The organism is Angustibacter aerolatus (assembly GCF_054776675.1).
In genome coordinates, this window is the sequence record NZ_BAAHBM010000009.1 from 37,354 (window position 1) to 64,017 (window position 26,664).

Sequence of the window (26,664 nt, forward strand, 5' to 3'; positions counted from 1 at the left end):
CGGGAGCGCTGCGCTCCCGGCTCACAGATGACACGGAGCCACGGCCACATGTGTTCAAACAGAGACGGTTCGGCCAGAGATGATCGGGCGCGTCACCGGTCGAGGGGGGCGAACGGCACGCCGAGCTCGGCGAGCCGGGCGGCACCGCCGTCGAGCGCCGTCAGCACCCACAGGCCCGCCTCGCCGACGGCCACGGAGTGCTCGAAGTGCGCCGCGCGGGAGCCGTCGACCGTGACGACGGTCCACCCGTCGTCCAGCACGCGGGTGTCGGCGTCGCCCCGGGTGAGCATGGGCTCGATGGCGACGGCGAGGCCCGCCTTCACCCGCACGCCCTTGTCGCGCACGCGGTAGTTCGGCACCTGCGGGTCCTGGTGCATCTCGGTGCCGATGCCGTGACCGACGTAGTCCTCGACGATGCCGTACGACGTGCCGTCGGCGGCGGCGACGCGGTCCTCGACCGCGGCCCCGACGTCGAACAGCCGACGGCCGACGCCGAGCGCGGCGATGCCCTGCCACATGGCGTCCTCGGTGACCCGCAGCAGCGCGGTGTCGGCCGGGTCGGCCGGGTCGAGGGCGACCGTGATCGCGGCGTCCCCATGCCAGCCGTCCAGCACGGCGCCGCAGTCGATGCTCACGACGTCGCCGGGCTGGAGCACCCGCTCCCCCGGGATGCCGTGCACGACCTCGTCGTTCACCGACACGCACAGCGACGCCGGGAAGTCGGGGTAGCCGTCGGTCGGGACGCCGATGAACGAGGGGACGGCGCCGCTGCGCCGGATGTGCTCCTCGGCCAGGGCGTCGAGCTCGGCGGTGGTCAGGCCGGGTCGGACGCGCTCGCGCAGCAGCTCGAGCGTCTCGCCGACGACGAGCCCGGCGCGACGCATCGCGCGCACCTCGTCCGGCGACTTGTACTGGATCCGCTCCCGCCCCAGCACCGCAGCCGCCTGCTCAGCGCCGGGCGTCGAGCGCCTGCACGAGGCGCTCGGTCACGTGCGACACCTCGCCCAGCCCGTCCACGCGCACCAGCAGGCCGCGGTGGCCGTACTCGTCGACCAGCGGCGCCGTCTCCTCGGCGTAGATCTTCTGCCGCTTGCGGATGGTGTCCTCGGAGTCGTCGGTGCGGCCGCCGGTCTGCGCGCGCAGCAGCAGCCGCTGCACGACCTCGTCCTCGTCGACCGTGAGCTGCACGACGGCGTCGAGCGCGCAGCCCAGTCCCTCGAGCATGCTGTCGAGCTCGGTCACCTGCGCCCGGGTGCGCGGGTAGCCGTCGAGCAGGAAGCCCGGCTCGCAGTCCGCGTGCGCGATCCGGTCGCGCACCATGGCGTTCGTGATGTCGTCGCTGACGTAGCCGCCCGCGTCGAGGATGTGCTGCACCTCGACCCCGAGCGGGGTCTGCTCGGCGATGTTCTGCCGGAAGATGTCGCCGGTCGAGATCGCCGGGATGCCGTAGTGCGCGGCCAGCTGCGCCGCCTGGGTGCCCTTGCCCGCCCCGGGCGGGCCGATGATCAGCAGCCGCATCAGCGCAGGAACCCTTCGTAGTGCCGCTGCTGCAGCTGGCTCTCGATCTGCTTCACCGTCTCGAGGCCGACGCCCACGATGATCAGGATCGACGTCCCGCCGAACGGGAAGTTGCCGGCGTTGGCGCCGATCAGCCCGAGGGCGATCAGCGGGATCAGCGAGAGCAGGCCGAGGTACAGCGCACCGGGCAGCGTGATGCGGGTCAGGATGTAGTCGAGGTACTCGGCGGTGGGCCGACCGGCCCGGATGCCGGGGATGAACCCGCCGTACTTCTTCATGTTGTCGGCGATCTCGTCCGGGTTGAACGTGATGGCCACGTAGAAGTACGTGAAGAACACGATCAGCAGGAAGTACGCCGCCATGTAGAGCGGGTGGTCGCCGCGCACGAGGTAGTCGTTCACGAACCGGACCCAGCCCACGTTCGCCTTGCTCGGGCCCTGGAACTGGGCCACCAGCGCGGGCAGGTAGAGCAGCGACGAGGCGAAGATGACCGGGATGACGCCGGCCTGGTTCACCTTGATCGGGATGTAGGTGCTGGTGCCGCCGTACTGGCGGCGACCGATCATCCGCTTGGCGTACTGCACCGGCACCCGGCGCTGCGACTGCTCGACCAGGACGACGAGCGCGACGATGACGAACCCGACCAGCAGCACCACGATGAACGCCGCCCAGCCCTGGCTCTGCTTGATCTGCCACAGCGCCGAGGGGAAGGTGGCCGCGATCTGGGTGAAGATCAGCAGCGACATGCCGTTGCCGATGCCCTTGTCGGTGATGAGCTCGCCGAGCCACATGATCAGGCCGGTGCCGGCGGTCATGACGATCACCATCATGCCGATGGTGACGATGGAGTCGTTCGGCACGATGTCGGCCGAGCAGCCGGAGAACAGGGCACCGCCGCGGGCCGTGGCCACCAGGGTGGTCGACTGCAGGATCGCCAGGCCGATGGTCAGGTAGCGGGTGTACTGCGTGAGCTTGCTGGTGCCCTGCTGACCCTCCTGCTTGAGGGCCTCGAACCGCGGGATCACCACGGTGAGCAGCTGCACGATGATGCTGGCCGTGATGTACGGCATGATCCCGAGCGCGAAGACCGACAGCTGCAGCAGCGAGCCGCCGCTGAAGAGGTTCACCAGGCTCACCAGCGAGCCGCTGCTCGCGGTCTCCTTGATGCACTGCTGCACCGCGGGGTAGCTGATGCCGGGCGTCGGGATCAGGGAGCCGAGCCGGAACAACGCCATGATGGCGATGGTGAACAGCAGCTTCCTGCGCAGGTCCGGTGTCCGGAAGGCCCGGGCGAACGCGGTGAGCACGACTTCCTCCAGCATGCCGCGCACGCGGCGGCTCAGGGGTGGGGCGGGGACGACCTGGGCGGGCGCGAACGGCCCTGCGGGACGATAACACCCCGGGTCCCCGCGCCTGCGGGGGTCCGGGGTGTCATCGGTGGGACGAGGGTCCCGGCCGCTCAGAGCTCCGTGACGGAGCCGCCGGCGGCAGCGATCTTCTCGCGGGCGGCACCGGAGAACCGGTGTGCCGAGACGTTCACCGCGACGGTGAGGTCGCCGGTGCCCAGCACCTTGACGGCCTGGCCCTTGCGGACGGCGCCCTTGGCGACGAGCTCGTCGACGCCGACCTCGCCACCGGTCGGGAACAGGTCGTTGATCGTCTGCACGTTCACGACCTGGTACTCGACCTTGAACGGGTTCTTGAACCCGCGCAGCTTCGGCAGCCGCATGTGCAGCGGCGTCTGGCCACCCTCGAACGCGGCGGACACCTGGTAGCGAGCCCCGGTGCCCTTGGTGCCGCGACCGGCGGTCTTGCCCTTGCTGCCCTCACCACGGCCCACGCGGGTCTTGGCGGTCTTCGCGCCCGGAGCCGGACGCAGGTGGTGCACCTTCAGCGTGCGCTGCTGGTCAGCCATGTCACTCCACCTCCTCGGACGTCACGAGGTGCCGCACGGTGTCGACCATGCCGCGGATCTCGGGACGGTCCTCCTTGACGACGACGTCGCCGATCCGCTTCAGGCCGAGCGAGCGCAGCGTCTCGCGCTGGTTGCGCTTGCCGCCGATCGTCGACCGGGTCTGGGTCACCTTGAGGCGGGCCATCAGGCACCCGTCCCGGCGGCCCGGGCCCGCAGCATCGCGGCCGGGGCCACGTGCTCGAGCGGCAGCCCACGACGAGCGGCGACGGCCTCGGGGCGCTCGAGGCCCCGCAGCCCGGCGGCGGTCGCGTGCACGATGTTGATCGGGTTGTCGGAACCCAGCGACTTGCTCAGCACGTCGTGGATGCCGGCGCACTCGAGCACCGCGCGGACCGGACCACCGGCGATGACGCCGGTACCGGGCGAGGCCGGGCGCAGCATGACCACGCCGGCCGAGGCCCGACCCATGATGGGGTGCGGGATGGTGCCCTGGATGCGGGGCACCTTGAAGAAGGACTTCTTGGCCTCCTCGACGCCCTTGGCGATCGCCGCGGGCACCTCCTTGGCCTTGCCGTAGCCGACACCGACGGTGCCGTCGCCGTCACCGACGACCACGAGGGCGGTGAAGCTGAAGCGACGACCGCCCTTCACGACCTTCGAGACGCGGTTGATCGTGACGACGCGCTCGACGTAGTTGCCCTTGTCGGCGGAGTTGTCGCGGCGGTTGTCGCGGTCGCGACCGCCACCACGGCGCTCGTTGCCGCCGCCGGTGCCACCGGTGCCACCGGGGGCACCCGTGCCGCGGCGCTGGGGTCCAGGCATCAGACGTTCCTCTTCTCTGCGTCGACGACGGTCGACTGGTGCTTCGGTGCGGCGGTCACAGGTTCAGCCCGCCCTCGCGGGCGCCGTCCGCGATCGCGGCGACGCGACCGTGGTAGGCGTTGCCGCTGCGGTCGAACACGACGGCCTCGACGCCGGCGGCCTTGGCGCGCTCGGCGACGAGCTCGCCGACCCGACGGGCCCGGGCGCTCTTGTCGCCCTCGAGGGCGCGCACGTCGGCCTCCATGGTCGACGCGGACGCCAGGGTCACGCCCTGGACGTCGTCGACGACCTGCACGAAGACGTGCCGCGCCGATCGCGAGACGACCAGACGGGGCCGCAGCGCCGTGCCGGTGATCCTCTTGCGGACGCGGGTGTGCCGACGGGTGCGCGCCGCGACGCGACCCTTGGCCCGCTTGACGATGATGGCCATCTACTTCCCAGCCTTTCCGACCTTGCGGCGGATGTGCTCGCCGGCGTACCGCACGCCCTTGCCCTTGTACGGGTCGGGCTTGCGCAGCTTGCGGATGTTGGCGGCGACCTCGCCGACCTGCTGCTTGTCGATGCCCTGCACCGACAGGCGGGTGGGGCCGTCGGTGGTGAAGGTGATGCCCTCGGGCGCCTTCACGGTGATCGAGTGGCTGTAGCCGAGCGCGAACTCCAGGTCGGAGCCACGAGCCAGCACGCGGTAGCCGGTGCCGACGATCTCGAGCTTCTTCTCGTACCCGGCCGTGACGCCCTCGACCATGTTGGCGATGAGGGTGCGGGTCAGGCCGTGCAGCGAGCGGGAGCGCCGCTCGTCGTCGGGACGGCTGACGACGACGGAGCCGTCGTCCTCGCGGCCCACCGTGATCGGCGCGGCCACGACGTGGCTGAGCGAGCCCTTCGGGCCCTTCACGGCGACGGCCTGGCCGTCGATGGTGACCTCGACCCCTGCGGGGACGGTCACGGGGAGTCGACCGATTCGGGACATGGGTTCAGACCTCCCGTCACCAGACGTAGGCGAGGACTTCCCCACCCACGCCCTTCTGGGTCGCCTGCTTGTCGGTGAGCAGACCGGAGGACGTCGACAGGATCGCGACGCCCAGGCCGCCGAGCACCTTGGGCAGGTTCGTGGACTTCGCGTACACCCGCAGACCGGGCTTCGACACGCGGCGGATGCCGGCGATCGAGCGCTCGCGGCTGGGGCCGTACTTCAGCTCGATGGTGAGCTTCTTGCCCACCTCGGCGTCCTCGACGGCCCAGGAGCTGATGTAGCCCTCGGCCTGGAGGATTTCGGCGATGTGCGACTTCAGCTTGCTGAACGGCATCGTCACCGAGTCGTGGTACGCCGAGTTGGCGTTCCGCAGACGCGTGAGCATGTCTGCGATGGGGTCGGTCATGGTCATCGGGCGTTCCTGCCCTTCCTCGCCGTGGTATCCGCGGGCGCGCTGCCCCGGACCTGCGACGTCGTGGTCACCAGCTGGACTTCGTGACGCCCGGCAGCTCGCCGCGGTGCGCCATCTCGCGCAGGCAGATGCGGCACAGGCCGAACTTGCGGTACACCGAGTGCGGACGGCCGCACCGCTGGCACCGGGTGTAGCCGCGGACCGCGAACTTGGGCTTGCGGGCCGCCTTGTTGACGAGCGAGGTCTTCGCCATGTCAGTTCTCCCTGAAGGGGAACCCGAGCTGCTTGAGCAGCGCGCGTCCCTCGTCGTCGTTGGTCGCGGTCGTGACGACCGTGATGTCCATGCCGCGCACGCGGTCGATGCGGTCCTGGTCGATCTCGTGGAACATGGACTGCTCGTTCAGACCGAACGTGTAGTTGCCCTGGCCGTCGAACTGCTTCGGGCTCAGGCCACGGAAGTCGCGGATGCGGGGCAGCGCGACCGACACCAGCCGGTCGAGGAACTCCCACATGCGGTCGCCGCGCAGCGTCGTGTGGGCGCCGATGGGCATCCCCTCGCGCAGCTTGAACTGCGCGATCGACTTGCGGGCCTTCGTCACGATCGGCTTCTGGCCGGTGATCTGCGACAGGTCGCGGACAGCGCCCTCGATGAGCTTCGAGTCACGGGCGGCGTCGCCGACGCCCATGTTCACGACGACCTTGACCACGCCGGGGACCTGCATGACGTTGGCGTAGCCGAACTGCTCGCGCAGGGCGCCGGCGATCTCCTCGCGGTAGCGCTGCTTCAGGCGGGGCAGCTGACGCTGCTGGGCCTGCTCGGTGGTGGCGGTCATCAGACGTCCTTCCCCGACCGCTTGGCCACGCGCACGCGGACCGTGCGCTCGCGGCCGTCGCGCTCGACGGTCTCGGTGCGGTACCCGACCCGGGTGCGCTGCTTGGTCTCGGGGTCCACCAACATGACGTTGCTGATGTGCAGCGACGCCTCCTGCGTGATGATCCCGCCGGTGCGGGCACCCCGGCCGGTGGTGCCGGCCTTCGTGTGCCGCTTCACCTGGTTGACGCCCTCGACGAGCACCCGCTGGCGCTCGACGTCGACGCTGATCACCTTGCCCTGCTTGCCGCGGTCGCCGCCGTTGGCCTGCGAGCGACCGGTGATGACCTCGACGAGGTCGCCCTTCTTCAGCTTGAGCTTCGCCATGTCAGAGCACCTCCGGTGCCAGCGAGACGATCTTCATGAAGCGCTTGTCGCGCAGCTCGCGGCCCACGGGCCCGAAGATGCGCGTCCCGCGCGGGTCGCCGTCGTTGCGGAGGATGACCGCCGCGTTCTCGTCGAAGCGGATGTACGAGCCGTCCGGGCGCCGGCGCTCCTTCGTGGTGCGCACGATGACCGCCTTCACGACATCGCCCTTCTTGACGTTGCCACCGGGGATGGCGTCCTTCACGGTGGCGACGATGACGTCGCCGATGCCCGCGTAGCGGCGGCCGGAACCACCGAGCACGCGGATGCAGAGGATCTGCTTCGCACCCGTGTTGTCGGCGACCTTGAGCCGCGACTCCTGCTGGATCACTGCTGGACTCCTGTCGTCGAGCCGGTTCTCGACCCGCGGTCAGCGGGCGAGCCTTGCCGAACGGTCTGGTTGGACTGACCGGACGCCGTGGTGGCGGTACCGGTCACTTGGCCTTCTCGAGGACCTCGACCACGCGCCACCGCTTCGCGGCGGACAGCGGCCGGGTCTCCATGATGAGCACGCGGTCGCCGATGCCGGCGGTCTCGCCCTCGTCGTGGGCCTTCACCTTGCTGGTGCGGCGGATGACCTTGCCGTACAGCGGGTGCTTGACGCGGTCCTCGACCTCGACGACCACGGTCTTCTGCATCTTGTCGCTGACGACCAGCCCGCGCCGCGTCTTGCGGTACGGACGGGTGGCGCCCTCGGTGGTGGTGCTCACTGCCGTCTCCTCGCCTACCTGCTCGCTCATGCCTGGCCCTCCGGACGCTGCCGGATGCCCAGCTCGTACTCGCGCAGGATCGTGTAGATCCGCGCGATGTCGCGCTTGACCGCACGCAGGCGGCCGTGGCTCTCGAGCTGACCGGTGGCCGACTGGAAGCGCAGGTTGAACAGCTCCTCCTTGGCCTGGCGCAGCTGCTCGAGCAGACGCTCCTCGCTCAGCTCGGCCAGGGCCGAGGGAGTCAGGTCCTTGGAACCGACCGACATCAGACGTCACCGCCTTCACGCCGCACGAAACGGCACTTCATCGGGAGCTTGTGCATCGCACGGAGCATCGCCTCCTTGGCGATGGTCTCCGGCACGCCGGACAGCTCGAACATGACGCGACCGGGCTTGACGTTCGCGATCCACCACTCGGGCGAGCCCTTGCCGGAACCCATGCGGGTCTCGGCCGGCTTCTTCGTGATGGGACGGTCCGGGTAGATGTTGATCCAGACCTTGCCGCCACGCTTGATGTGGCGGGTCATCGCGATACGGGCCGACTCGATCTGCCGGTTCGTGACGTACGCGGGCTCGAGCGCCTGGATGCCGTAGTCGCCGAAGGCGATCGTGGTGCCGCCCTTGGCAGCGCCACCCCGGCCGGGGTGGTGCTGCTTGCGGTGCTTGACGCGACGCGGGATCAGCATGATCAGCTCTCCGTTCCGGCGGGCTCGGCCGCGGCGGCCTGCGTCGCGGGCTGGTCGGCGGAGCCGACGCTGCCACCGGCGTTGGCCGCGGTACCCGCAGCCGTGCCGGTGCCCGGACGACGCGCGCCGCGGTCGGGACGGTCGCCGCGACCCGGGCGCTCCGGACGGTCGCCGCGCGGACCCCGCGCGGGACGGCCGGGGGCAGCGGCCTGCTGCTGCGCCAGCTCGCGGTTGGTGACGTCGCCCTTGTAGATCCAGACCTTCACGCCGATGCGGCCGAAGGTCGTGCGGGCCTCGAAGACGCCGTAGTCGATGTTCGCGCGCAGGGTGTGCAGCGGCACGCGCCCCTCGCGGTAGAACTCCGAGCGGGACATCTCGGCGCCGCCGAGGCGACCCGAGCACTGCACCCGGATGCCCTTGGCACCGGCGCGCAGCGAGGACTGGATGCCCTTGCGCATCGCGCGGCGGAAGGCCACGCGGGCCGACAGCTGCTCGGCGATGCCCTGGGCGACCAGCTGCGCGTCCATCTCGGGGTTCTTCACCTCGAGGATGTTCAGCTGCACCTGCTTGCCCGTGAGCTTCTCCAGCTCGCCGCGGATGCGGTCGGCCTCCGCGCCGCGACGGCCGATGACGATGCCCGGCCGGGCGGTGTGGATGTCGACGCGCACGCGGTCGCGGGTGCGCTCGATCTCGACCTTCGCGATGCCCGCGCGCTCCATGCCGGTGGACATCAGCTTGCGGATCGCGACGTCCTCCTTCACGTAGTCGCGGTAGCGCTGGCCGGCCTTGGTGCTGTCGGCGAACCACCGGGACTTGTGGTCGGTGGTGATGCCCAGCCGGAAGCCGTGCGGGTTGACCTTCTGGCCCATCAGCGGCCACTCCCCTTCGTGTCCTCGGGCGTGCCCACGACCACCGTGATGTGGCTCGTGCGCTTGTTGATGCGGTACGCGCGGCCCTGGGCACGCGGGCGGAACCGCTTCATGGTCGGGCCCTCGTCGACGAACGCGGCCTGCACGACCAGCTCGCGCTCGTCGAACGCCTCGGAGGCGCGGTCGGCCTTGACCCGCGCGTTCGCGACGGCGCTCTCGAGCACCTTGAGGACGGGCTCGCTCGCGGCCTGCGGGGCGAACCGCAGCACGGCGTTCGCCGCGGTCGTGTTCTGGCCCCGGATGAGGTCGACGACGCGGCGTGCCTTCTGGGGCGTGACGCGCACGAACCGCGCCTGCGCCTTGGCTTCCATCGTGTGTCCTTACCTTCTGTCGGTGGTCGTCGCCGCGTCAGCGGCGACGGCCCTTCCGGTCGTCCTTCTCGTGACCGCGGAACGTGCGGGTCGGAGCGAACTCGCCGAGCTTGTGCCCGACCATCGACTCGGTCACGAAGACCGGGACGTGCTTGCGACCGTCGTGCACGGCGATGGTGTGACCGAGCATGTCGGGCACGATCATCGAGCGCCGGGACCAGGTCTTGATGACGTTCTTGGTCCCCTTCTCGTTCTGCACGTCCACCTTCTTCGCGAGGTGGTCGTCGACGAAGGGGCCCTTCTTCAGGCTGCGTGGCATCTGCGGGCTCCTCAGCGCTTCTTGCCGGTGCGACGGCGACGGACGATCAGCTTGTCGCTGTCCTTGTTCGGACGACGGGTGCGGCCCTCGGGCTTGCCCCACGGGCTGACCGGGTGGCGACCACCGGAGGTCTTGCCCTCACCGCCACCGTGCGGGTGGTCGATCGGGTTCATGGCGACACCGCGGACGGTCGGGCGCTTGCCCTTCCAGCGCATGCGGCCGGCCTTGCCCCAGTTGATGTTCGACTGCTCGGCGTTGCCGACCTCGCCGATCGAGGCGCGGCAGCGCACGTCGACGTTGCGGATCTCGCCGGACGGCATGCGCAGCTGCGCGTAGGGGCCGTCCTTGGCGACCAGCTGCACGCTGGTGCCGGCCGAGCGGGCGATCTTGGCGCCGCCGCCGGGCCGCAGCTCGATGGCGTGGATCACCGTGCCGGTGGGGATGTTGCGCAGCGGCAGGTTGTTGCCCGGCTTGATGTCGGCGCCCGGACCGGCCTCGACGAGGTCGCCCTGCTTCAGACGGGCCGGCGCGATGATGTAGCGCTTCTCGCCGTCGGCGTAGTGCAGCAGCGCGATGCGCGAGGTGCGGTTCGGGTCGTACTCGATGTGCGCGACCTTCGCGGGGACGCCGTCCTTGTCGTGGCGACGGAAGTCGATGACGCGGTAGGCGCGCTTGTGGCCACCACCGATGTGGCGGGTCGTGACCTTGCCCGAGTTGTTGCGACCGCCGCTCTTGGTGAGCGGGCGGACCAGCGACTTCTCCGGCTGCGAGCGCGTGACCTCGACGAAGTCGGCGACGCTGGAGCCACGACGGCCCGGCGTCGTCGGCTTGTACTTGCGGATGCCCATGTGTGTGTCCTCAGCTCTCGTGGGTGCCCGGTCAGGAGACCGGTCCCCCGAAGATGTCGATGGAGCCCTCGCTGAGGGTCACGATCGCGCGCTTGGTGTCCTTGCGCTTGCCGGTGCCGAAGCGGGTGCGGCGGGTCTTGCCCTTGCGGTTCAGCGTGTTGACCGACCGCACCTTCACCCCGAACACCCGCTCGACCGCGACCTTGATCTCGGTCTTGTTGGCGCGCGGGTCGACGACGAAGGTGTAGGCGCCCTCGTCGAGCAGCCCGTAGCTCTTCTCCGACACGACCGGCGCGAGCAGGATGTCGCGCGGGTCCTTCTGCAGAGCGGTCACTTCGCCGCCTCCTTCGAGAGCTCGACGGCCTCGGACTCGGTGGCCACGGCCTTGGCGCCGCGACCGGTGGCCGGGCCGGCCAGGAACGTCTCGAGCGCCGCGGAGGTGAAGACCACCGCGTCGGCGCAGAGGACGTCGTAGGTGTTCAGCTGATCGGGCGCGATGGCGTGCGCGCGGTCGACGTTGCGCAGGCTCTTCCAGCCCAGCTCGTCGGTGCGGTCCACGACCACCAGCAGGCTGCGCCGGTCGCTCACGTGGCCGAGCGCCGTGATGACCGACTTCGTCGAGGGGGCGTCGCCGTCGAGCAGGGCGGACAGCACGTGGATGCGGTCGGCGCGGGCCCGGTCGGAGAGCGCACCGCGCAGGGCGGCCGCCTTCATCTTCTTGGGCGTGCGCTGGCTGTAGTCGCGCGGCTGCGGGCCGTGGACGACGCCACCACCGGTGAACTGCGGCGCGCGCGTCGAGCCCTGGCGGGCGCGACCGGTGCCCTTCTGGCGGTAGGGCTTGCGACCGCCACCGCTGACCTCGCCACGGGTCTTCGTCGAGTGCGTGCCCTGGCGAGCCGCGGCCTGCTGGGCCACGACGACCTGGTGCATCAGCGGGATGTTCGCCTGCACGTCGAAGACCTCGGCGGGCAGGTCGACGGTGCCGGACTTCTCACCGGTCGGCGAGAGGACGTCGATGGTGGTCACCTTCAGGCCCCCTTCACGAGCTTGGCGGCGGTCTTCACGAGCACGACGCCGCCGCGGGGGCCGGGGACGGCGCCCTTGATGAGCAGCAGACCGCGCTCGGCGTCGACGGCGTGGACCGTCAGGTTCTGGGTGGTCATGCGCACGTGGCCCATGCGACCGGCCATCTTCAGGCCCTTGAAGACGCGACCGGGCGTCGAGGCGCCACCGATCGAGCCGGGCTTGCGGTGGTTGCGGTGCGCACCGTGGGAGGCGCCGACGCCGTGGAAGCCGTGACGCTTCATGACGCCCGCGGTGCCCTTGCCCTTGGTGGTGCCGACGACGTCGACCTTCTGGCCGGCGGCGAAGATCTCGACGGTGACTTCCTGGCCGAGGGCGTACTCACCGGCATCGGTGGTGCGCAGCTCGACCAGGTGGCGACGCGGGGTGACACCGGCCTTCGCGAAGTGACCGGCCGAGGGCTGGTTCACCTTGCGAGGGTCGATCGCGCCGTACGCGATCTGGACGGCCTCGTAGCCGTCGCTGTCGGAGGTACGGACCTGGGTGACGACGTTCGGCGACGCGGAGACGACGGTGACCGGCACGAGCTTGCCGGCCTCGTCCCACACCTGCGTCATGCCGAGCTTCTCGCCCAGGACGCCCTGGATCTGCTTGGTCATGGGTTCTGGGTCCTCAGAGCTTGATCTCGATGTTCACGTCCGCCGGCAGGTCGAGTCGCATGAGCGAGTCCACCGCCTTCGGCGTGGGGTCGATGATGTCGATGAGGCGCTTGTGGGTGCGCATCTCGAAGTGCTCGCGGCTGTCCTTGTACTTATGCGGCGACCGGATGACGCAGTAGACGTTCTTCTCCGTCGGCAGCGGCACCGGGCCGACGACCGTCGCGCCCGCGCGGGTCACCGTGTCGACGATCTTGCGCGCCGAGCTGTCGATGACCTCGTGGTCATAGGACTTCAGCCGGATGCGGATCTTCTGTCCCGCCATCGTTTCGTGGAGCTCTCTCTCGTCGTACCGCTGCTGTCGTCCCGGGACGGCGGGAGCCGCTCCGGGTGTGGCCGCCGACCCCCGAGGTCGGGCGTGTCGCCTAAGCGCCACGCGGCGGAGCCGGCGCCTCTCGGCACCCACCCCTCCGACCTGCTGGGATCGTCGCCCGCCGGCCTGAGCCGGACGTCGACGCGCACCCCGAGCCCCTGGGGGCCGGGCCTCGGGCCGCCGCCCACCGCGTGGTGGTCAGCGAGCGCCGGGGCGCGTCGAGCAACCTGGATAGTCTGCCAGAGCACCTGCGCTCTTGGCCAATCCGCGTGTGCTCCCCCGCTGCGGGCGGAGCACGGCAGAGGGGCCCGGGCAGGCGCCCGGGCCCCTCTGGTGGTGCTGTCCAGCGCGGTCAGCGACCGCGCCGGGTCACTTCGCGATCTTGGTGACGCGGCCCGCACCGACGGTGCGGCCACCCTCGCGGATGGTGAAGCCCATGCCCTCGTCCATGGCGATCGGCTGGATCAGCTCGACGGCCATCTCCGTGTTGTCGCCCGGCATGACCATCTCGGTGCCCTCGGGGAGGGTCACGACGCCGGTCACGTCGGTCGTGCGGAAGTAGAACTGGGGGCGGTAGTTGCCGTAGAACGGCGTGTGCCGGCCACCCTCGTCCTTGGACAGGATGTAGACGTTGGCGTCGAAGTTCGTGTGCGGGGTGATGGAACCCGGCTTGCACACGACCTGGCCGCGCTCCACGTCCTCGCGCTTGAGACCGCGAAGCAGCAGGCCGACGTTCTCGCCCGCCTGGCCCTCGTCGAGGAGCTTGCGGAACATCTCGATGCCGGTGACGGTCGTCTTGGAGTTCTTCTCGCGGATGCCCACGATCTCGACCTCCTCGTTGACCTTGAGGATGCCGCGCTCGATGCGACCGGTCACGACGGTGCCGCGGCCGGTGATCGTGAAGACGTCCTCGATCGGCATGAGGAAGGGCTTCTCGACGTCGCGCACGGGCTGCGGGATCGACTCGTCGACCGCGTCCATGAGCTCCATGAGCTTGTTGCCCCACTCGGCGTCGCCCTCGAGCGCCTTCAGCGCCGAGACGCGCACGACCGGCAGGTCGTCGCCCGGGAACTCGTAGGCGGACAGCAGCTCGCGGACCTCCATCTCGACGAGCTCGAGGATCTCCTCGTCGTCGACCATGTCGGCCTTGTTCAGCGCCACCACGATGTAGGGGACGCCGACCTGGCGGGCCAGGAGCACGTGCTCCTTGGTCTGCGGCATGGGGCCGTCGGTCGCGGCGACCACCAGGATGGCGCCGTCCATCTGCGCCGCACCGGTGATCATGTTCTTGATGTAGTCGGCGTGCCCGGGGCAGTCGACGTGCGCGTAGTGACGCTTCTCGGTCTGGTACTCGACGTGCGCGATCGAGATCGTGATGCCGCGCTGCTTCTCTTCGGGCGCCTTGTCGATCTGGTCGAACGCCGACGCCTCGTTGAGGTTCGGGTACTTGTCGTGCAGCACCTTGGTGATCGCGGCCGTCAGCGTCGTCTTACCGTGGTCGATGTGACCGATGGTGCCGATGTTGACGTGCGGCTTCGTCCGCTCGAACTTGGCCTTCGCCACTGGGGTCCTCCTCAGGACACTGGGGTTGTGGAGCCGCAGATCAAAGGTCGGTGCGGCCGGCTTGGGTGGGGTGGGTGACCTGGCGGAGCCAGGTCACTCGCCCCGGGACTTCTTGATGATCTCCTCCGCGACGTTCCGGGGAACCTCGGCGTAGGAGTCGAACTGCATGCTGTAGTTGGCACGACCCTGGGTCTTGGACCGCAGGTCGCCAACGTAGCCGAACATCTCGGACAGCGGGACGAGGGCCTTCACGACCTTGGTGCCGCTGGCGTCCTCCATCGACTGGATCTGGCCGCGACGGCTGTTGAGGTCGCCGATGACGTCGCCCATGTAGTCCTCGGGCGTGCGCACCTCGACGGCCATGACCGGCTCGAGCAGCACGGGGTCTGCCTTGCGCACGGCCTCCTTCAGGATCATCGAGCCGGCGATCTTGAAGGCCATCTCCGAGGAGTCGACGTCGTGGGCGGCACCGTCGAGCAGGGTCGCCTTGATGCCCACCAGCGGGTAGCCGGCCAGCACGCCGAGCTGCATGGCGTCCTGGATGCCGTGGTCGACGCTGGGGATGTACTCGCGCGGGACGCGGCCACCGGTGACCTTGTTCTCGAACTCGTACATCGCGCCGTCCTCGGAGACCAGCGGCGCGAAGGTCATCTGCACCTTCGCGTACTGGCCCGAGCCACCCGTCTGCTTCTTGTGCGTGTAGTCGATCTTCACGACCTCGCGACGGATGGTCTCGCGGTAGGCGACCTGGGGCTTGCCGACGTTCGCCTCGACCTTGAACTCGCGCCGCATGCGGTCGACGAGGATGTCGAGGTGGAGCTCGCCCATGCCCTTGATGATGGTCTGGCCGGTCTCCTCGTCCTGCTGCACCTGGAAGGTCGGGTCCTCCTCGGCGAGCTTCTGGATCGCGGTGCCCAGCTTCTCCTGGTCGCCCTTCGTCTTCGGCTCGATGGCCACCGAGATGACCGGGTCCGGGAAGGTCATCGACTCGAGCACGACCTGGTTGGTCGGGTCGCACAGGGTGTCGCCGGTCGTGGTGTCCTTCAGGCCGATCATCGCGTAGATGTGGCCCGCGGTGGCGTCCTCGACCGGGTTCTCCTTGTTGGAGTGCATCTGGAACAGCTTGCCGATGCGCTCCTTGCGGCCCTTGGTCGAGTTGATGACACCCGAGCCGGACGCGACGTGGCCCGAGTACACCCGGACGTACGTCAGCTTGCCGAAGAACGGGTGCGAGGCGACCTTGAACGCCAGCGCCGAGAACGGCTCCGTCGCGTCGGGCTTGCGGATGATCTCCTGCTCCTCGTTGCGCACGTCGTGGCCGATCATCGGCGGGACGTCGAGCGGCGAGGGCAGGTAGTCGACGACGGCGTCGAGCATGGGCTGCACGCCCTTGTTCTTGAACGCCGAGCCGCACATCACCGGGTAGAGGTCGCCGGCGATCGTCAGCTTGCGGATCGCGCCCTTGATCTCCTCAGGGCTGAGCTCCTCGCCGCCGGCGTACTTGTCGAGCAGCGCCTCGTCGGACTCGGCGACCGTCTCGATCAGGGCGTGGCGGTACTCCTCGGCCTGCTCGCGCAGCTCGGCCGGGATCTCCTCGATCGTGTAGGCCTCGCCCTTGCCGGTGTCGCCGCGCCAGGTGAGCGCACGCATGTAGATCAGGTCGATGACGCCGATGAAGTCGTTCTCGGCACCGATCGGCAGCTGGATCGGCAGCGGCTTGGCACCGAGGCGGTCCTTGATGGTCTGCACGGTGAAGAAGAAGTCCGCACCGAGCTTGTCCATCTTGTTGACGAAGCAGACGCGGGGGACGTTGTACTTGTCCGCCTGGCGCCACACCGTCTCGGACTGGGGCTCGACGCCCTCCTTGCCGTCGAACACCGCGACCGCGCCGTCGAGGACGCGCAGCGAACGCTCGACCTCGACCGTGAAGTCCACGTGGCCGGGGGTGTCGATGATGTTGAACTGGGTGCCCTCCCAGAAGCAGGTCGTCGCGGCCGACGTGATGGTGATGCCGCGCTCCTGCTCCTGCTCCATCCAGTCCATCGTGGCGGCGCCGTCGTGCACCTCACCGATCTTGTAGTTGATCCCGGTGTAGAACAGGACCCGCTCGGTGGTGGTGGTCTTGCCGGCGTCGATGTGCGCCATGATGCCGATGTTGCGGACCTTCGTGAGGTCGGTCAGCACGTCCTGTGCCACAGCGTCTCTTCTTCCCTGCTGCTGTCGTCGTCAGACTCTGGAACCGCGGGACCCGAGGGTCACCAGCGGTAGTGGGCGAAGGCCTTGTTCGACTCCGCCATCTTGTGCATGTCCTCGCGGCGCTTCACCGCGGCACCGAGGCCGTTGCTGGCGTCGAGGATCTCGTTCATGAGGCGCTCGGTCATGGTCTTCTCGCGGCGGTCGCGCGAGAAGTTGACCAGCCAGCGCAGCGCCAGCGTGGTGGAGCGGCTCGCCCGCACCTCGACCGGCACCTGGTACGTGGCGCCACCGACGCGACGCGAGCGGACCTCGAGGGCCGGCTTCACGTTGTCGAGGGCGCGCTTGAGCGTCACGACCGGGTCGCTGCCCGTCTTGTCGCGTGCACCCTCGAGGGCGCCGTAGACGATCTTCTCGGCGACGGACTTCTTGCCGTCGAGGAGGATCTTGTTCACCAGCTGGGTGACCAGCGGGGAGTTGAAGACCGGGTCGACGACCAGCGGCCGCTTCGGCGCGGGGCCCTTGCGAGGCATGTCAGCTCTTCTCCTTCTTCGCGCCGTACCGGCTGCGAGCCTGCTTGCGGCCACGGACACCCTGCGTGTCGAGCGACCCGCGGACGATCTTGTAGCGGACGCCGGGGAGGTCCTTCACCCGGCCGCCGCGGACGAGCACGATCGAGTGCTCCTGGAGGTTGTGCCCGACGCCCGGGATGTACGCCGTGACCTCGATGCCGCTGGTGAGCCGCACGCGGGCCACCTTGCGCAGCGCCGAGTTCGGCTTCTTCGGGGTGGTCGTGTAGACGCGCGTGCACACGCCACGCCGCTGAGGGCTCCCCTTCAGCGCGGGGGTCTTGGTCTTGGTGACCTTGTCCTGCCGGCCCTTGCGGACCAGCTGCTGGATCGTGGGCACTGCTTCTCCGTCTCTGGCGAACAACTGCTTCGGGGTTCGTGCGGTCGTGCTGCCTGTGGCCCCCGCGGTCGGGAGTGTCGGCCGGCGCCCGGCTCCGCTGAGTGGGAGCGACGCACAAGAGCCCGGGTCACCCCGGGCACGACGATCCAAGATACTCGCCGTGCTCACCGATGGTCAAAACGCGACCCCCGGGTCAGGGATTCCCTGACCCGGGGGTCGCGCCGGGACCGGTCAGCCGCGGTAGTCGCCGAGGTCGAGGTCCTCGAGCGGCACCGCCTGGCCCGACCCCGCGCCGAACGGCGCGAAGTCGATGTCCTCGTACCCGGGCATGGCGTACATGAGGGCCTTGGCCTCCTCGGTGGGCTCCACCCGGACGTTGCGGTACCGGGGAAGACCGGTACCCGCCGGGATGAGCTTGCCGAGGATGACGTTCTCCTTGAGGCCGAGCAACGGGTCGCTGCGGCCGTTGATCGCGGCGTCCGTGAGCACCCGGGTGGTCTCCTGGAAGGAGGCCGCCGACAGCCACGAGTCGGTCGCGAGCGACGCCTTCGTGATGCCGAGGAGCTCGGGACGACCCGACGCCGGCTGACCGCCCTCGGCCACGACGCGGCGGTTCTCCGCCTCGAAGCGACCGCGCTCGGCCATCTCGCCGGGCAGCAGCTCGGCGTCGCCGGACTCGATGATCGTCACCCGGCGCAGCATCTGCCGGACGATGACCTCGATGTGCTTGTCGTGGATCGACACGCCCTGCGAGCGGTAGACCTCCTGCACCTCGTCGACCAGGTGGGTCTGCACCGCACGCGGGCCGAGGATGCGCAGGACCTGCTTCGGGTCGATCGCGCCCTGGATGAGCTTGGTGCCCACCTCGACGTGGTCGCCGTCGGCCACGAGCAGCCGCGAGCGACGCGACACCGGGAAGGCGTGCTCCTCGGAGCCGTCGTCCGGCGTCAGCACGATCCGCCGCGTCTTGTCGGTGTCCTCGATGGTGATCCGGCCGGTCGCCTCGGCGATCGGTGCGACGCCCTTCGGCGTCCGGGCCTCGAAGAGCTCGACCACGCGGGGCAGGCCGTGGGTGATGTCGTCACCCGCGACGCCGCCGGTGTGGAACGTGCGCATCGTGAGCTGCGTGCCGGGCTCGCCGATCGACTGGGCCGCGACGATGCCGACGGCCTCACCGATGTCGACGAGGTGCCCGGCGGCCAGCGACCGGCCGTAGCACATCGCGCAGGTGCCGACCTTGGACTGGCAGGTCAGGACCGAGCGGACCTTGACCTCCCGCACGCCGCGCGAGATCAGCTCGTCGATCGACTCGTCACCGAGGTCGGTGCCGGCCGGGACGACGGTCTCGCCGTCGACCACGACGTCCGCCGCGAGCGTGCGTGCGTACACGCTGCTCTCGACGTCGTCGTGCTCGCGCAGCGTGCCGTCGCTGTTCTCGACCGCGATCGGCAGGACGAACCCGCGCTCGGTGCCGCAGTCGGTCTCGCGGACGATGACGTCCTGCGACACGTCGACCAGGCGCCGGGTGAGGTACCCGGAGTCGGCCGTGCGCAGCGCCGTGTCGGCCAGACCCTTGCGGGCACCGTGGCTGGAGATGAAGTACTCCGTGACCGAGAAGCCCTCACGGAAGTTGGACTTCACCGGGCGCGGGATGATCTCGCCCTTCGGGTTGGCCACCAGGCCGCGCATGCCGGCGATCTGGCGCACCTGCATCCAGTTGCCCCGGGCGCCGGACGCGATCATCCGGTTGATGGGGTTGCTGGCCGGGAGGTTGGCCTCCATCTCCTTGGCGACCTCGTTCGTCGCCTGGGTCCAGATCTCGATGAGCTCCTGACGGCGCTCGTCGTCGGTGATCAGACCACGGTCGTACTGGCCCTGGACCTTGGCGGCCTTGCCCTCGTACTGGTCGAGGATCTCCTGCTTGCGCGGGGGCGTGACGACGTCCGCGATCGACACCGTGGTGCCGGAGCGGGTGCCCCAGTGGAAGCCGGCCTCCTTCAGCGCGTCGAGCGTCGCGGCGACCTGGACCTTCGGGTACCGCTCGGCCAGGTCGTTCACGATCTGCGACAGCTTCTTCTTGTCGACCGGCTCGTTCACGAACGCGTAGTCCTCGGGCAGCGTCTCGTTGAAGAGCGCGCGGCCCAGGGTGGTCTCGAGGATGAGCGCGTCACCCTCCTCCCAGCCCTCCGGGACGTCGACGTCGTGCGGCGGCCGGACGCCGGGCAGGCGCACCTTGATGCTGGAGCCGAGCCCCAGCTCGCGGGCGTCGTACGCCATGAGCGCCTCGGCCAGCGTGCCGAACGCACGACCCTGGCCCGGGGACTCCTCGTTCGCCGTCGTCAGGTGGAACAGCCCGATGATCATGTCCTGGGTGGGCATGGTCACGGGGCGACCGTCGGCCGGCTTGAGGATGTTGTTGCTCGAGAGCATCAGCACGCGCGCCTCGGCCTGGGCCTCGGCCGACAGCGGCAGGTGCACCGCCATCTGGTCGCCGTCGAAGTCGGCGTTGAACGCCGAGCAGACGAGCGGGTGGATCTGGATGGCCTTGCCCTCGACCAGCTGCGGCTCGAAGGCCTGGATGCCCAGGCGGTGCAGGGTCGGTGCGCGGTTCAGCAGCACCGGGTGCTCGGTGATGACCTCCTCGAGCACGTCCCACACCACGGACCGACCGCGCTCGACCATGCGCTTGGCGGACTTGATGTTCTGCGCGTGGTTGAGGTCGACCAGCCGCTTCATGACGAACGGCTTGAACAGCTCGAGCGCCATCTGCTTCGGCAGACCGCACTGGTGCAGCTTGAGCTGCGGGCCGACGACGATGACCGAGCGGCCCGAGTAGTCGACGCGCTTGCCGAGCAGGTTCTGGCGGAACCGGCCCTGCTTGCCCTTGAGCATGTCGGACAGCGACTTCAGCGGGCGGTTGCCCGGACCGGTGACCGGCCGGCCGCGGCGGCCGTTGTCGAACAGCGCGTCGACGGCCTCCTGCAGCATCCGCTTCTCGTTGTTCACGATGATCTCGGGCGCACCGAGGTCGAGCAGCCGCTTCAGGCGGTTGTTGCGGTTGATGACGCGGCGGTACAGGTCGTTCAGGTCGGACGTCGCGAACCGGCCGCCGTCGAGCTGCACCATCGGGCGCAGGTCCGGCGGGATGACCGGGACGCAGTCGAGCACCATGCCCATGGGCGAGTTGCGCGTCGTCAGGAACGCCGACACGACCTTGAGCCGCTTCAGCGCGCGGATCTTCTTCTGGCCGCGGCCGGTGGCGATGGTCTCGCGCAGCGACTCGGCCTCGGCGTCGAGGTCGAACGTCTCGAGGCGGTTCTGGATCGCCGCGGCGCCCATGCTGCCCTCGAAGTACAGGCCGAACCGGTCACGCATCTCGCGGTAGAGCACCTCGTCGCCCTCGAGGTCCTGGACCTTGAGGTTCTTGAAGCGGTCCCACACGGCGGACAGGCGCTCGATCTCGGCGTCGGCCCGCTTGCGGATCTGGTTCATGCCGCGCTCGGCCTGCTCGCGCACCTTGCGGCGCGCGTCGGCCTTGGCGCCCTCGGCCTCGAGCGTCGCGAGGTCCTCCTCGAGCTTCTTGGCCTGGTGCTCGACGTCGCTGTCGCGGCGCTTCTCGACCTCCTGCTTCTCGACCTCGATCTGGGCCTCGAGCGAGGGCAGGTCGCGGTGCCGCGCCTCGACGTCGACCTTCGTGATCATGTAGGCCGCGAAGTAGATGACCTTCTCGAGGTCCTTCGGGGCGAGGTCGAGCAGGTAGCCGAGCCGGCTCGGGACACCCTTGAAGTACCAGATGTGGGTGACCGGGGCGGCCAGCTCGATGTGGCCCATGCGCTCACGACGGACCTTGGCGCGCGTGACCTCGACACCGCAGCGCTCGCAGATGATGCCCTTGAAGCGGACGCGCTTGTACTTGCCGCAGTAGCACTCCCAGTCGCGGGTGGGACCGAAGATCTTCTCGCAGAAGAGCCCGTCCTTCTCCGGCTTCAGGGTGCGGTAGTTGATGGTCTCCGGCTTCTTGACCTCGCCGTGGGACCACTGGCGGATCTCGTCGGCAGTGGCCAGGCCGATGCGGATCTCGTCAAAGAAGTTGACGTCGAGCAAGATTTCCTTCTTTCAGAGTTCGAACTCTGTAGTGCGTGTGGTGGCCGGTGCCGGCGGGCCGCACCTGCGGCCCGCCGGCGGTGGCGTCAGACCTCTTCGACGCTGCTGGGCTCGCGCCGCGACAGGTCGATGCCCAGCTCCTCCGCAGCGCGGAAGACGTCCTCGTCGCTGTCACGCAGCTCGATCATCGTGCCGTCGCTGCTCAGCACCTCGACGTTCAGGCACAGCGACTGCATCTCCTTGATGAGCACCTTGAAGGACTCGGGGATGCCCGGCTCGGGGATGTTCTCGCCCTTGACGATGGCCTCGTAGACCTTCACGCGGCCGGTGACGTCGTCGGACTTGATCGTGAGCAGCTCCTGCAGCGCGTAGGCCGCGCCGTAGGCCTCCAGCGCCCACACCTCCATCTCGCCGAACCGCTGGCCGCCGAACTGGGCCTTACCACCCAGGGGCTGCTGCGTGATCATCGAGTACGGGCCGGTCGAGCGGGCGTGGATCTTGTCGTCGACCAGGTGGTGCAGCTTCAGGATGTACATGTAGCCGACCGAGACCGGCTCGGGGAACGGGTCGCCGGTGCGGCCGTCGAACAGCTGGCCCTTGCCCGTGCCGTCGACCAGGCGGTCGCCGTCGCGGGTCTTCAGGGTGCTGTCGAGCAGCCCGATGATCTCGTCCTCGTGCGCGCCGTCGAACACCGGCGACGCGACCCGGGTGCCCGGGGGCGCCTCGAGCGCGTCGGCCTTCATCTGCTTCGACCACTCCGGCGAGCCCTCGACCTTCCAGCCGCGCGAGGCGACCCAGCCGAGGTGCGTCTCCAGCACCTGCCCGACGTTCATCCGGCTCGGCACGCCGAGCGGGTTCAGGACGACGTCGACCGCGGTGCCGTCGGCCAGGAACGGCATGTCCTCGACCGGCAGGATCTTGGAGATGACGCCCTTGTTGCCGTGCCGGCCGGCGAGCTTGTCGCCGTCGGTGATCTTGCGCTTGTTCGCGACGTAGACGCGCACCAGCTGGTTGACGCCCGGGGGCAGCTCGTCGCCCTCCTCGCGGTCGAACACCTTCACGCCGATGACCGTGCCGGTCTCGCCGTGGGGCACCTTGAGGGAGGTGTCGCGCACCTCGCGCGCCTTCTCGCCGAAGATCGCGCGCAGCAGCCGCTCCTCCGGCGTCAGCTCGGTCTCGCCCTTGGGCGTGACCTTGCCGACGAGGAGGTCGCCGTCGCGGACCTCGGCCCCGATGCGGATGATGCCGCGCTCGTCGAGGTCCGCGAGGACCTCCTCGGAGACGTTCGGGATGTCGCGGGTGATCTCCTCGGGGCCCAGCTTGGTGTCGCGGGCGTCGACCTCGTGCTCCTCGATGTGGATCGAGGAGAGCAGGTCGTCCTGCACCACGCGCTGGCTGAGGATGATCGCGTCCTCGTAGTTGTGCCCCTCCCACGGCATGAAGGCCACGAGCAGGTTGCGCCCGAGGGCCATCTCGCCGCCGTCGGTGGACGGGCCGTCGGCGATCAGGCTGCCGGCCTCGACCCGCGCGCCCTCCTCGACCGCCGAGCGCTGGTTGTACGAGGTGCCCTGGTTGGAGCGACGGAACTTCGCCACCCGGTAGGTGGAGCTGGTGCCGTCGTCGTTCGCCACGGTGACCGTGTCGGCCGAGACCTCCTGCACGACGCCCGGCTTCTCGGCCCGGACGACGTCGCCGCTGTCGAGCGCGGCGCGGTGCTCCATGCCGGTGCCGACCAGCGGCGCCTCGGCCTTGACCAGCGGCACCGCCTGACGCTGCATGTTCGAGCCCATGAGCGCGCGGTTCACGTCGTCGTGCTCGAGGAACGGGATCATCGCCGTGGCGGCCGACACCATCTGCCGGGCCGCGACGTCCATGTACGTGACCTCGGACGGCGCGACCAGCTCGACCTCGCCGCCCTTGGTGCGGACGGTGACCATGTCCTCGACGTACGTGCCGTCGTCGGTGAGCGGGGCGTTCGCCTGGGCGATGACCTGCTCGTCCTCCTCGTCCGCCGTCAGGTAGTCGACGTCGTCGGTGACCCGACCGTCGACGACCTTGCGGTACGGCGTCTCGACGAAGCCGAACGCGTTGATGCGCGCGTACGTGGCGAGCGAGCCGATGAGGCCGATGTTCGGGCCCTCGGGGGTCTCGATCGGGCACATGCGGCCGTAGTGCGAGGGGTGCACGTCGCGCACCTCGAAGCCGGCGCGGTCACGGGACAGACCACCCGGGCCGAGCGCCGAGAGGCGACGCTTGTGCGTCAGGCCGGCGATCGGGTTGGTCTGGTCCATGAACTGCGACAGCTGGCTGGTGCCGAAGAACTCCTTGATGGAGGCGACGACCGGCCGGATGTTGATCAGGGTCTGCGGCGTGATGGCCTCGACGTCCTGCGTGGTCATGCGCTCGCGGACGACGCGCTCCATGCGGGACAGGCCGGTGCGGACCTGGTTCTGGATGAGCTCGCCGACCGTGCGCAGGCGACGGTTGCCGAAGTGGTCGATGTCGTCGACCTCGACCCGGAGGTCGACCGGCTGGTCCTGCTTCACGCCGGGCATGGTGGCGACGCCGGCGTGCAGGCTCACCAGGAAGCGGATCGCGGCGACGACGTCGTCGACGGCCAGCGTGCTGGCGTTCGTCGGCATGTTCGTGCCGAGCTTCTTGTTGATCTTGTACCGGCCGACGCGCGCCAGGTCGTAGCGCTTCGGGTTGAAGTACAGGTTGTCGAGCAGCGCCTGCGCCGCCTCGCGGGTCGGGGGCTCGCCCGGCCGCAGCTTGCGGTAGATGTCGAGCAGCGCGTCGTCCTGGCCGGACGTGTGGTCCTTCTCCAGGGTCTGGCGCATCGACTCGTACTCGCCGAACTCCTCGAGGATCTGCGCCTCGGTCCAGCCCAGCGCCTTCAGCAGCACCGTGACCGACTGCTTGCGCTTGCGGTCGATGCGGACGCCGACCATGTCGCGCTTGTCGATCTCGAACTCGAGCCACGCGCCGCGGCTCGGGATGACCTTGGCGGTGAAGACGTCCTTGTCGGAGGTCTTGTCGAGCTGGCGCTCGAAGTAGACGCCCGGCGAGCGGACGAGCTGCGACACGACGACGCGCTCGGTGCCGTTCACGACGAAGGTGCCGCGCTCGGTCATGAGCGGGAAGTCGCCCATGAACACCGTCTGGCTCTTGATCTCGCCGGTGTTGGTGTTCATGAACTCGGCGGTGACGAAGAGCGGGGCGGCGTAGGTCATGTCCCGCTCCTTGCACTCGTCGATCGAGTACTTGGGCGGCTCGAAGCGGTGGTCGCGGAAGCTGAGCGACATCGACCCGGAGAAGTCCTCGATGGGCGAGATCTCCTCGAAGATCTCCTCGAGGCCGGACTTCTCGTGGATGTTGCTGTCACCGGCGCCGGCGGCCACGCGGCCCAGCCAGCGGTCGTTGCCGAGCAGCCAGTCGAAGGACTCGGTCTGCAGGGCCAGGAGGTCGGGGACCTCCAGTGGTTCGTGGATCTTGCCGAACGAGACACGGCCGGAGGCCGTACGAGCTGAGGACGTCGCGGGGGCGGTGCGCGAGGCAGCCAAGGAGGGTCCTTCCACTGACCTGAGGTGCGTTCACTGCGCACGCCGATCGCCCCGGCCCCCGGGCTGACTGGAGAGCCGTTCCGGATGACGGGTGGGGAGAAGGCAGCGCAAAGTGTGAGCATACCTCAACGGGCGCGCAAAAAGAAACCTGCTCGGGCTGCGCTGCCTGGAGGACCGCCACGAGGATGGCGCGAGGTGCTCCCCGCGTCAAGCGCATCCCGCGAACCCGTGGACGGCGCGTCGTCCCGGCAGGACGATCGGACGATGACGCACGGCACTCCCCCGAGGCTCCAGACGCCGCTCGCCTGCCTGCTCGCGCTGCTCACGGGCCTAGTCGTGGCGACGACGCCGACGAGCGCGGCGGCCGGCGCACCGGCAGCCCCGGCACGGCGCGAGGCCGCGGCCGTGGCCCGCGCGGCGACCTACCAGGTGACGCTGAGCGCGGCCCGAGCCGGCCGCACCGGCAGCAGCTGGCGGCTGCGGGGCACCGTCTCCCCCGCCCCGCCGCACGGCGTGGTGCGGCTCGAGCGGCGCAGGGCCGGGAACTGGCGCGCGGTGCGCGACGTCGCCGTGCGCGACGGTGCCCTCGACGTCCGGGTGCGCCTGCCGGCCACCCGAGGCACCGCCCGCTACCGCGTCGTGGTCGCCGCCCGACCCGGCGTGCGGGCCACCACCGCGCGGGTCGCGCCGGTCGACGTCTACACGCTGCACACCTACGCGGTGCGCACCCGTGGGCACGTCACGTACCCCGTCGAGCGGTTCACGACGACGGCGGCCGCCATCTACGCGGACCAGCGGGGCTGGCGGGCGGCGCACCACCGCTTCCGCCGGGTCGCCGACGGCGGCGACCTCACCCTGGTGCTGGCGCAGGCCCGCACGATGCCGTCGTTCTCCGCGTCGTGCTCGGTGCGGTACAGCTGCCGGGTGGGGCGGTACGTCGTGGTGAACCAGTCCCGCTGGCGCGGCGGTTCGACGCCCTTCACCGGGTCGCTCGCCGACTACCGCCGGATGGTGCTGCTGCACGAGACCGGGCACTGGCTCGGGCTGCACCACGCCACCTGCCCGCGCGCGGGTGCCCGGGCGCCGGTGATGCAGCAGCAGTCGAAGAGCCTGCAGGGGTGCCGCCCCAACCCCTGGCCGCTGGACCGCGAGCTGCGGTCGGTGGCCTGACCGCGCCGCTCAGGCCCGGTCGTGCAGCGTCACGTGGTAGCCGTCGGGGTCGGCGAACGTGAAGGTGCGCCCGAACGGGCCGTCGACGGGTGCCGACACGATGCGCCGGCCGTCGGCGTCCAGGGCGTCGTGGATCTGCTGCACGTCGGTGGCGTGCAACCAGACCGCCACCCCCACCCCGGGCTGCGGGGCGGCGCCCAGGTCGGTGCCCGCCACCACGTCGCGGAGCGCGAACGCGATCGGCGTGGTGTCGAAGACGACGGCGTGCGGCGGGCCGGTCGGCGAGCGCACCAGGCCGAGGTAGTGCTCGTAGAAGGCCTGCGAGGCGGCGAGGTCGCGCGCCTGGAGGGAGATGAAGTCGGGTCCGGTCACCGGCACGGCGTGCTCCTCGGGGTCGTGTCAGTCTCTCTGACAAAGACCACCGTATGTCA

At 69.7% G+C, this 26,664-nt stretch carries 31 protein-coding genes and 1 pseudogene; 1 reads left to right on the forward strand and 31 read right to left on the reverse strand.

What is annotated here, in order from left to right:
* Window positions 1-92: 92 nt before the first annotated feature.
* The 30 genes and pseudogenes from map to rpoB all read right to left on the reverse strand — a co-directional run bounded on the left by map (window position 93) and on the right by rpoB (window position 25,063).
* Complete coding sequence (gene map, locus ACYVI6_RS03945; RefSeq protein ID WP_460445126.1) at window positions 93-935, reverse strand: type I methionyl aminopeptidase; 843 nt, start codon at window positions 933-935, stop codon at window positions 93-95.
* 13 nt (window positions 936-948) lie between these two features.
* Window positions 949-1,518 carry an adenylate kinase gene (locus tag ACYVI6_RS03950; RefSeq protein WP_460445127.1) on the reverse strand — a complete coding sequence of 190 codons (570 nt, stop codon included), beginning with the start codon at window positions 1,516-1,518 and terminating at the stop codon, window positions 949-951.
* A complete protein-coding gene (secY, locus tag ACYVI6_RS03955; RefSeq protein ID WP_460445162.1) occupies window positions 1,518-2,825 on the reverse strand; it encodes a preprotein translocase subunit SecY in 1,308 nt (435 codons plus the stop codon). Before secY ends, ACYVI6_RS03950 begins: the two co-directional genes overlap by 1 nt.
* Before the next feature lie 152 nt (window positions 2,826-2,977).
* A complete protein-coding gene (rplO, locus tag ACYVI6_RS03960) occupies window positions 2,978-3,433 on the reverse strand; it encodes a 50S ribosomal protein L15 (RefSeq protein ID WP_460445128.1) in 456 nt (151 codons plus the stop codon).
* 1 nt (window position 3,434) lies between these two features.
* Window positions 3,435-3,617: a 50S ribosomal protein L30 gene (gene rpmD / locus ACYVI6_RS03965; protein ID WP_284289760.1), complete on the reverse strand. Its 183-nt coding sequence runs from the start codon at window positions 3,615-3,617 to the stop codon at window positions 3,435-3,437.
* Window positions 3,617-4,255 carry a 30S ribosomal protein S5 gene (gene rpsE / locus ACYVI6_RS03970; protein WP_460445129.1) on the reverse strand — a complete coding sequence of 213 codons (639 nt, stop codon included), beginning with the start codon at window positions 4,253-4,255 and terminating at the stop codon, window positions 3,617-3,619. Before rpsE ends, rpmD begins: the two co-directional genes overlap by 1 nt.
* Window positions 4,256-4,310: 55 nt before the next feature.
* Entirely contained in the window at window positions 4,311-4,685 is a 375-nt protein-coding gene (rplR, locus tag ACYVI6_RS03975) for a 50S ribosomal protein L18 (protein WP_284291414.1), read from the reverse strand.
* Entirely contained in the window at window positions 4,686-5,225 is a 540-nt protein-coding gene (gene rplF / locus ACYVI6_RS03980) for a 50S ribosomal protein L6 (RefSeq protein WP_460445130.1), read from the reverse strand.
* 16 nt (window positions 5,226-5,241) lie between these two features.
* Complete coding sequence (rpsH, locus tag ACYVI6_RS03985; RefSeq protein WP_460445131.1) at window positions 5,242-5,640, reverse strand: 30S ribosomal protein S8; 399 nt, start codon at window positions 5,638-5,640, stop codon at window positions 5,242-5,244.
* A 67-nt stretch (window positions 5,641-5,707) separates the two neighbouring features.
* Window positions 5,708-5,893, reverse strand: a complete 186-nt coding sequence (locus ACYVI6_RS03990; RefSeq protein WP_460445132.1) for a type Z 30S ribosomal protein S14 — start codon at window positions 5,891-5,893, stop codon at window positions 5,708-5,710.
* A 1-nt stretch (window position 5,894) separates the two neighbouring features.
* Complete coding sequence (gene rplE, locus ACYVI6_RS03995) at window positions 5,895-6,473, reverse strand: 50S ribosomal protein L5 (protein WP_460445133.1); 579 nt, start codon at window positions 6,471-6,473, stop codon at window positions 5,895-5,897.
* Entirely contained in the window at window positions 6,473-6,838 is a 366-nt protein-coding gene (rplX, locus tag ACYVI6_RS04000; RefSeq protein ID WP_460445134.1) for a 50S ribosomal protein L24, read from the reverse strand. Before rplX ends, rplE begins: the two co-directional genes overlap by 1 nt.
* A 1-nt stretch (window position 6,839) precedes the next feature.
* On the reverse strand, window positions 6,840-7,208 hold the full coding sequence (gene rplN / locus ACYVI6_RS04005) for a 50S ribosomal protein L14 (protein ID WP_460445135.1): 369 nt from the start codon (window positions 7,206-7,208) through the stop codon (window positions 6,840-6,842).
* Between the two features lie 103 nt (window positions 7,209-7,311).
* Window positions 7,312-7,617 carry a 30S ribosomal protein S17 gene (gene rpsQ, locus ACYVI6_RS04010; protein ID WP_284291410.1) on the reverse strand — a complete coding sequence of 102 codons (306 nt, stop codon included), beginning with the start codon at window positions 7,615-7,617 and terminating at the stop codon, window positions 7,312-7,314.
* A 20-nt stretch (window positions 7,618-7,637) separates the two neighbouring features.
* Window positions 7,638-7,853 (reverse strand): annotated as a pseudogene (rpmC, locus tag ACYVI6_RS04015) (50S ribosomal protein L29); the annotation flags it as partial.
* Window positions 7,853-8,272: a 50S ribosomal protein L16 gene (gene rplP, locus ACYVI6_RS04020; RefSeq protein WP_460445136.1), complete on the reverse strand. Its 420-nt coding sequence runs from the start codon at window positions 8,270-8,272 to the stop codon at window positions 7,853-7,855. The gene rplP and the pseudogene rpmC, both read right to left, overlap by 1 nt.
* Before the next feature lie 2 nt (window positions 8,273-8,274).
* Entirely contained in the window at window positions 8,275-9,141 is an 867-nt protein-coding gene (gene rpsC, locus ACYVI6_RS04025; protein WP_460445137.1) for a 30S ribosomal protein S3, read from the reverse strand.
* Window positions 9,141-9,512: a 50S ribosomal protein L22 gene (gene rplV, locus ACYVI6_RS04030; RefSeq protein ID WP_460445138.1), complete on the reverse strand. Its 372-nt coding sequence runs from the start codon at window positions 9,510-9,512 to the stop codon at window positions 9,141-9,143. The genes rpsC and rplV overlap by 1 nt, the downstream gene beginning before the upstream one ends.
* 37 nt (window positions 9,513-9,549) lie before the next feature.
* Window positions 9,550-9,831 carry a 30S ribosomal protein S19 gene (gene rpsS, locus ACYVI6_RS04035; RefSeq protein WP_460445139.1) on the reverse strand — a complete coding sequence of 94 codons (282 nt, stop codon included), beginning with the start codon at window positions 9,829-9,831 and terminating at the stop codon, window positions 9,550-9,552.
* Between the two features lie 11 nt (window positions 9,832-9,842).
* Entirely contained in the window at window positions 9,843-10,679 is an 837-nt protein-coding gene (gene rplB, locus ACYVI6_RS04040) for a 50S ribosomal protein L2 (RefSeq protein ID WP_460445140.1), read from the reverse strand.
* Window positions 10,680-10,710: 31 nt separating this feature from the next.
* Window positions 10,711-11,013 (reverse strand): 50S ribosomal protein L23, encoded by a 303-nt coding sequence (rplW, locus tag ACYVI6_RS04045; RefSeq protein ID WP_460445141.1) that lies wholly within the window; start codon window positions 11,011-11,013, stop codon window positions 10,711-10,713.
* The gene (gene rplD / locus ACYVI6_RS04050) at window positions 11,010-11,705 is read right to left on the reverse strand and encodes a 50S ribosomal protein L4 (RefSeq protein WP_460445142.1); all 696 of its coding nucleotides are present in this window, start codon (window positions 11,703-11,705) and stop codon (window positions 11,010-11,012) included. The genes rplW and rplD overlap by 4 nt, the downstream gene beginning before the upstream one ends.
* 2 nt (window positions 11,706-11,707) lie before the next feature.
* Complete coding sequence (gene rplC / locus ACYVI6_RS04055) at window positions 11,708-12,361, reverse strand: 50S ribosomal protein L3 (protein ID WP_460445143.1); 654 nt, start codon at window positions 12,359-12,361, stop codon at window positions 11,708-11,710.
* A gap of 13 nt (window positions 12,362-12,374) precedes the next feature.
* Window positions 12,375-12,683 (reverse strand): 30S ribosomal protein S10, encoded by a 309-nt coding sequence (gene rpsJ / locus ACYVI6_RS04060; RefSeq protein WP_056675697.1) that lies wholly within the window; start codon window positions 12,681-12,683, stop codon window positions 12,375-12,377.
* Window positions 12,684-13,100: 417 nt separating this feature from the next.
* Window positions 13,101-14,294 (reverse strand): elongation factor Tu, encoded by a 1,194-nt coding sequence (gene tuf / locus ACYVI6_RS04065; RefSeq protein ID WP_460445144.1) that lies wholly within the window; start codon window positions 14,292-14,294, stop codon window positions 13,101-13,103.
* Between the two features lie 93 nt (window positions 14,295-14,387).
* Complete coding sequence (gene fusA / locus ACYVI6_RS04070; RefSeq protein WP_460445145.1) at window positions 14,388-16,490, reverse strand: elongation factor G; 2,103 nt, start codon at window positions 16,488-16,490, stop codon at window positions 14,388-14,390.
* Between the two features lie 59 nt (window positions 16,491-16,549).
* Entirely contained in the window at window positions 16,550-17,020 is a 471-nt protein-coding gene (gene rpsG, locus ACYVI6_RS04075) for a 30S ribosomal protein S7 (RefSeq protein WP_460445146.1), read from the reverse strand.
* Window position 17,021: 1 nt separating this feature from the next.
* A complete protein-coding gene (rpsL, locus tag ACYVI6_RS04080; RefSeq protein WP_056675708.1) occupies window positions 17,022-17,396 on the reverse strand; it encodes a 30S ribosomal protein S12 in 375 nt (124 codons plus the stop codon).
* Window positions 17,397-17,627: 231 nt separating this feature from the next.
* Window positions 17,628-21,500 (reverse strand): DNA-directed RNA polymerase subunit beta', encoded by a 3,873-nt coding sequence (locus tag ACYVI6_RS04085; RefSeq protein ID WP_460445147.1) that lies wholly within the window; start codon window positions 21,498-21,500, stop codon window positions 17,628-17,630.
* A gap of 86 nt (window positions 21,501-21,586) precedes the next feature.
* Window positions 21,587-25,063 (reverse strand): DNA-directed RNA polymerase subunit beta, encoded by a 3,477-nt coding sequence (rpoB, locus tag ACYVI6_RS04090; RefSeq protein ID WP_460445148.1) that lies wholly within the window; start codon window positions 25,061-25,063, stop codon window positions 21,587-21,589.
* 264 nt (window positions 25,064-25,327) lie between these two features.
* On the opposite strand from rpoB, the gene ACYVI6_RS04095 reads away from it, so the two are divergent.
* Window positions 25,328-26,233, forward strand: coding sequence for a DUF3152 domain-containing protein (locus ACYVI6_RS04095; protein ID WP_460445149.1), 906 nt, complete (start codon window positions 25,328-25,330; stop codon window positions 26,231-26,233).
* Window positions 26,234-26,242: 9 nt separating this feature from the next.
* Here the strand turns inward: ACYVI6_RS04095 and ACYVI6_RS04100 are convergent, their stop codons facing one another.
* Entirely contained in the window at window positions 26,243-26,611 is a 369-nt protein-coding gene (locus ACYVI6_RS04100; protein ID WP_284289750.1) for a VOC family protein, read from the reverse strand.
* Window positions 26,612-26,664 lie beyond the last annotated feature (53 nt).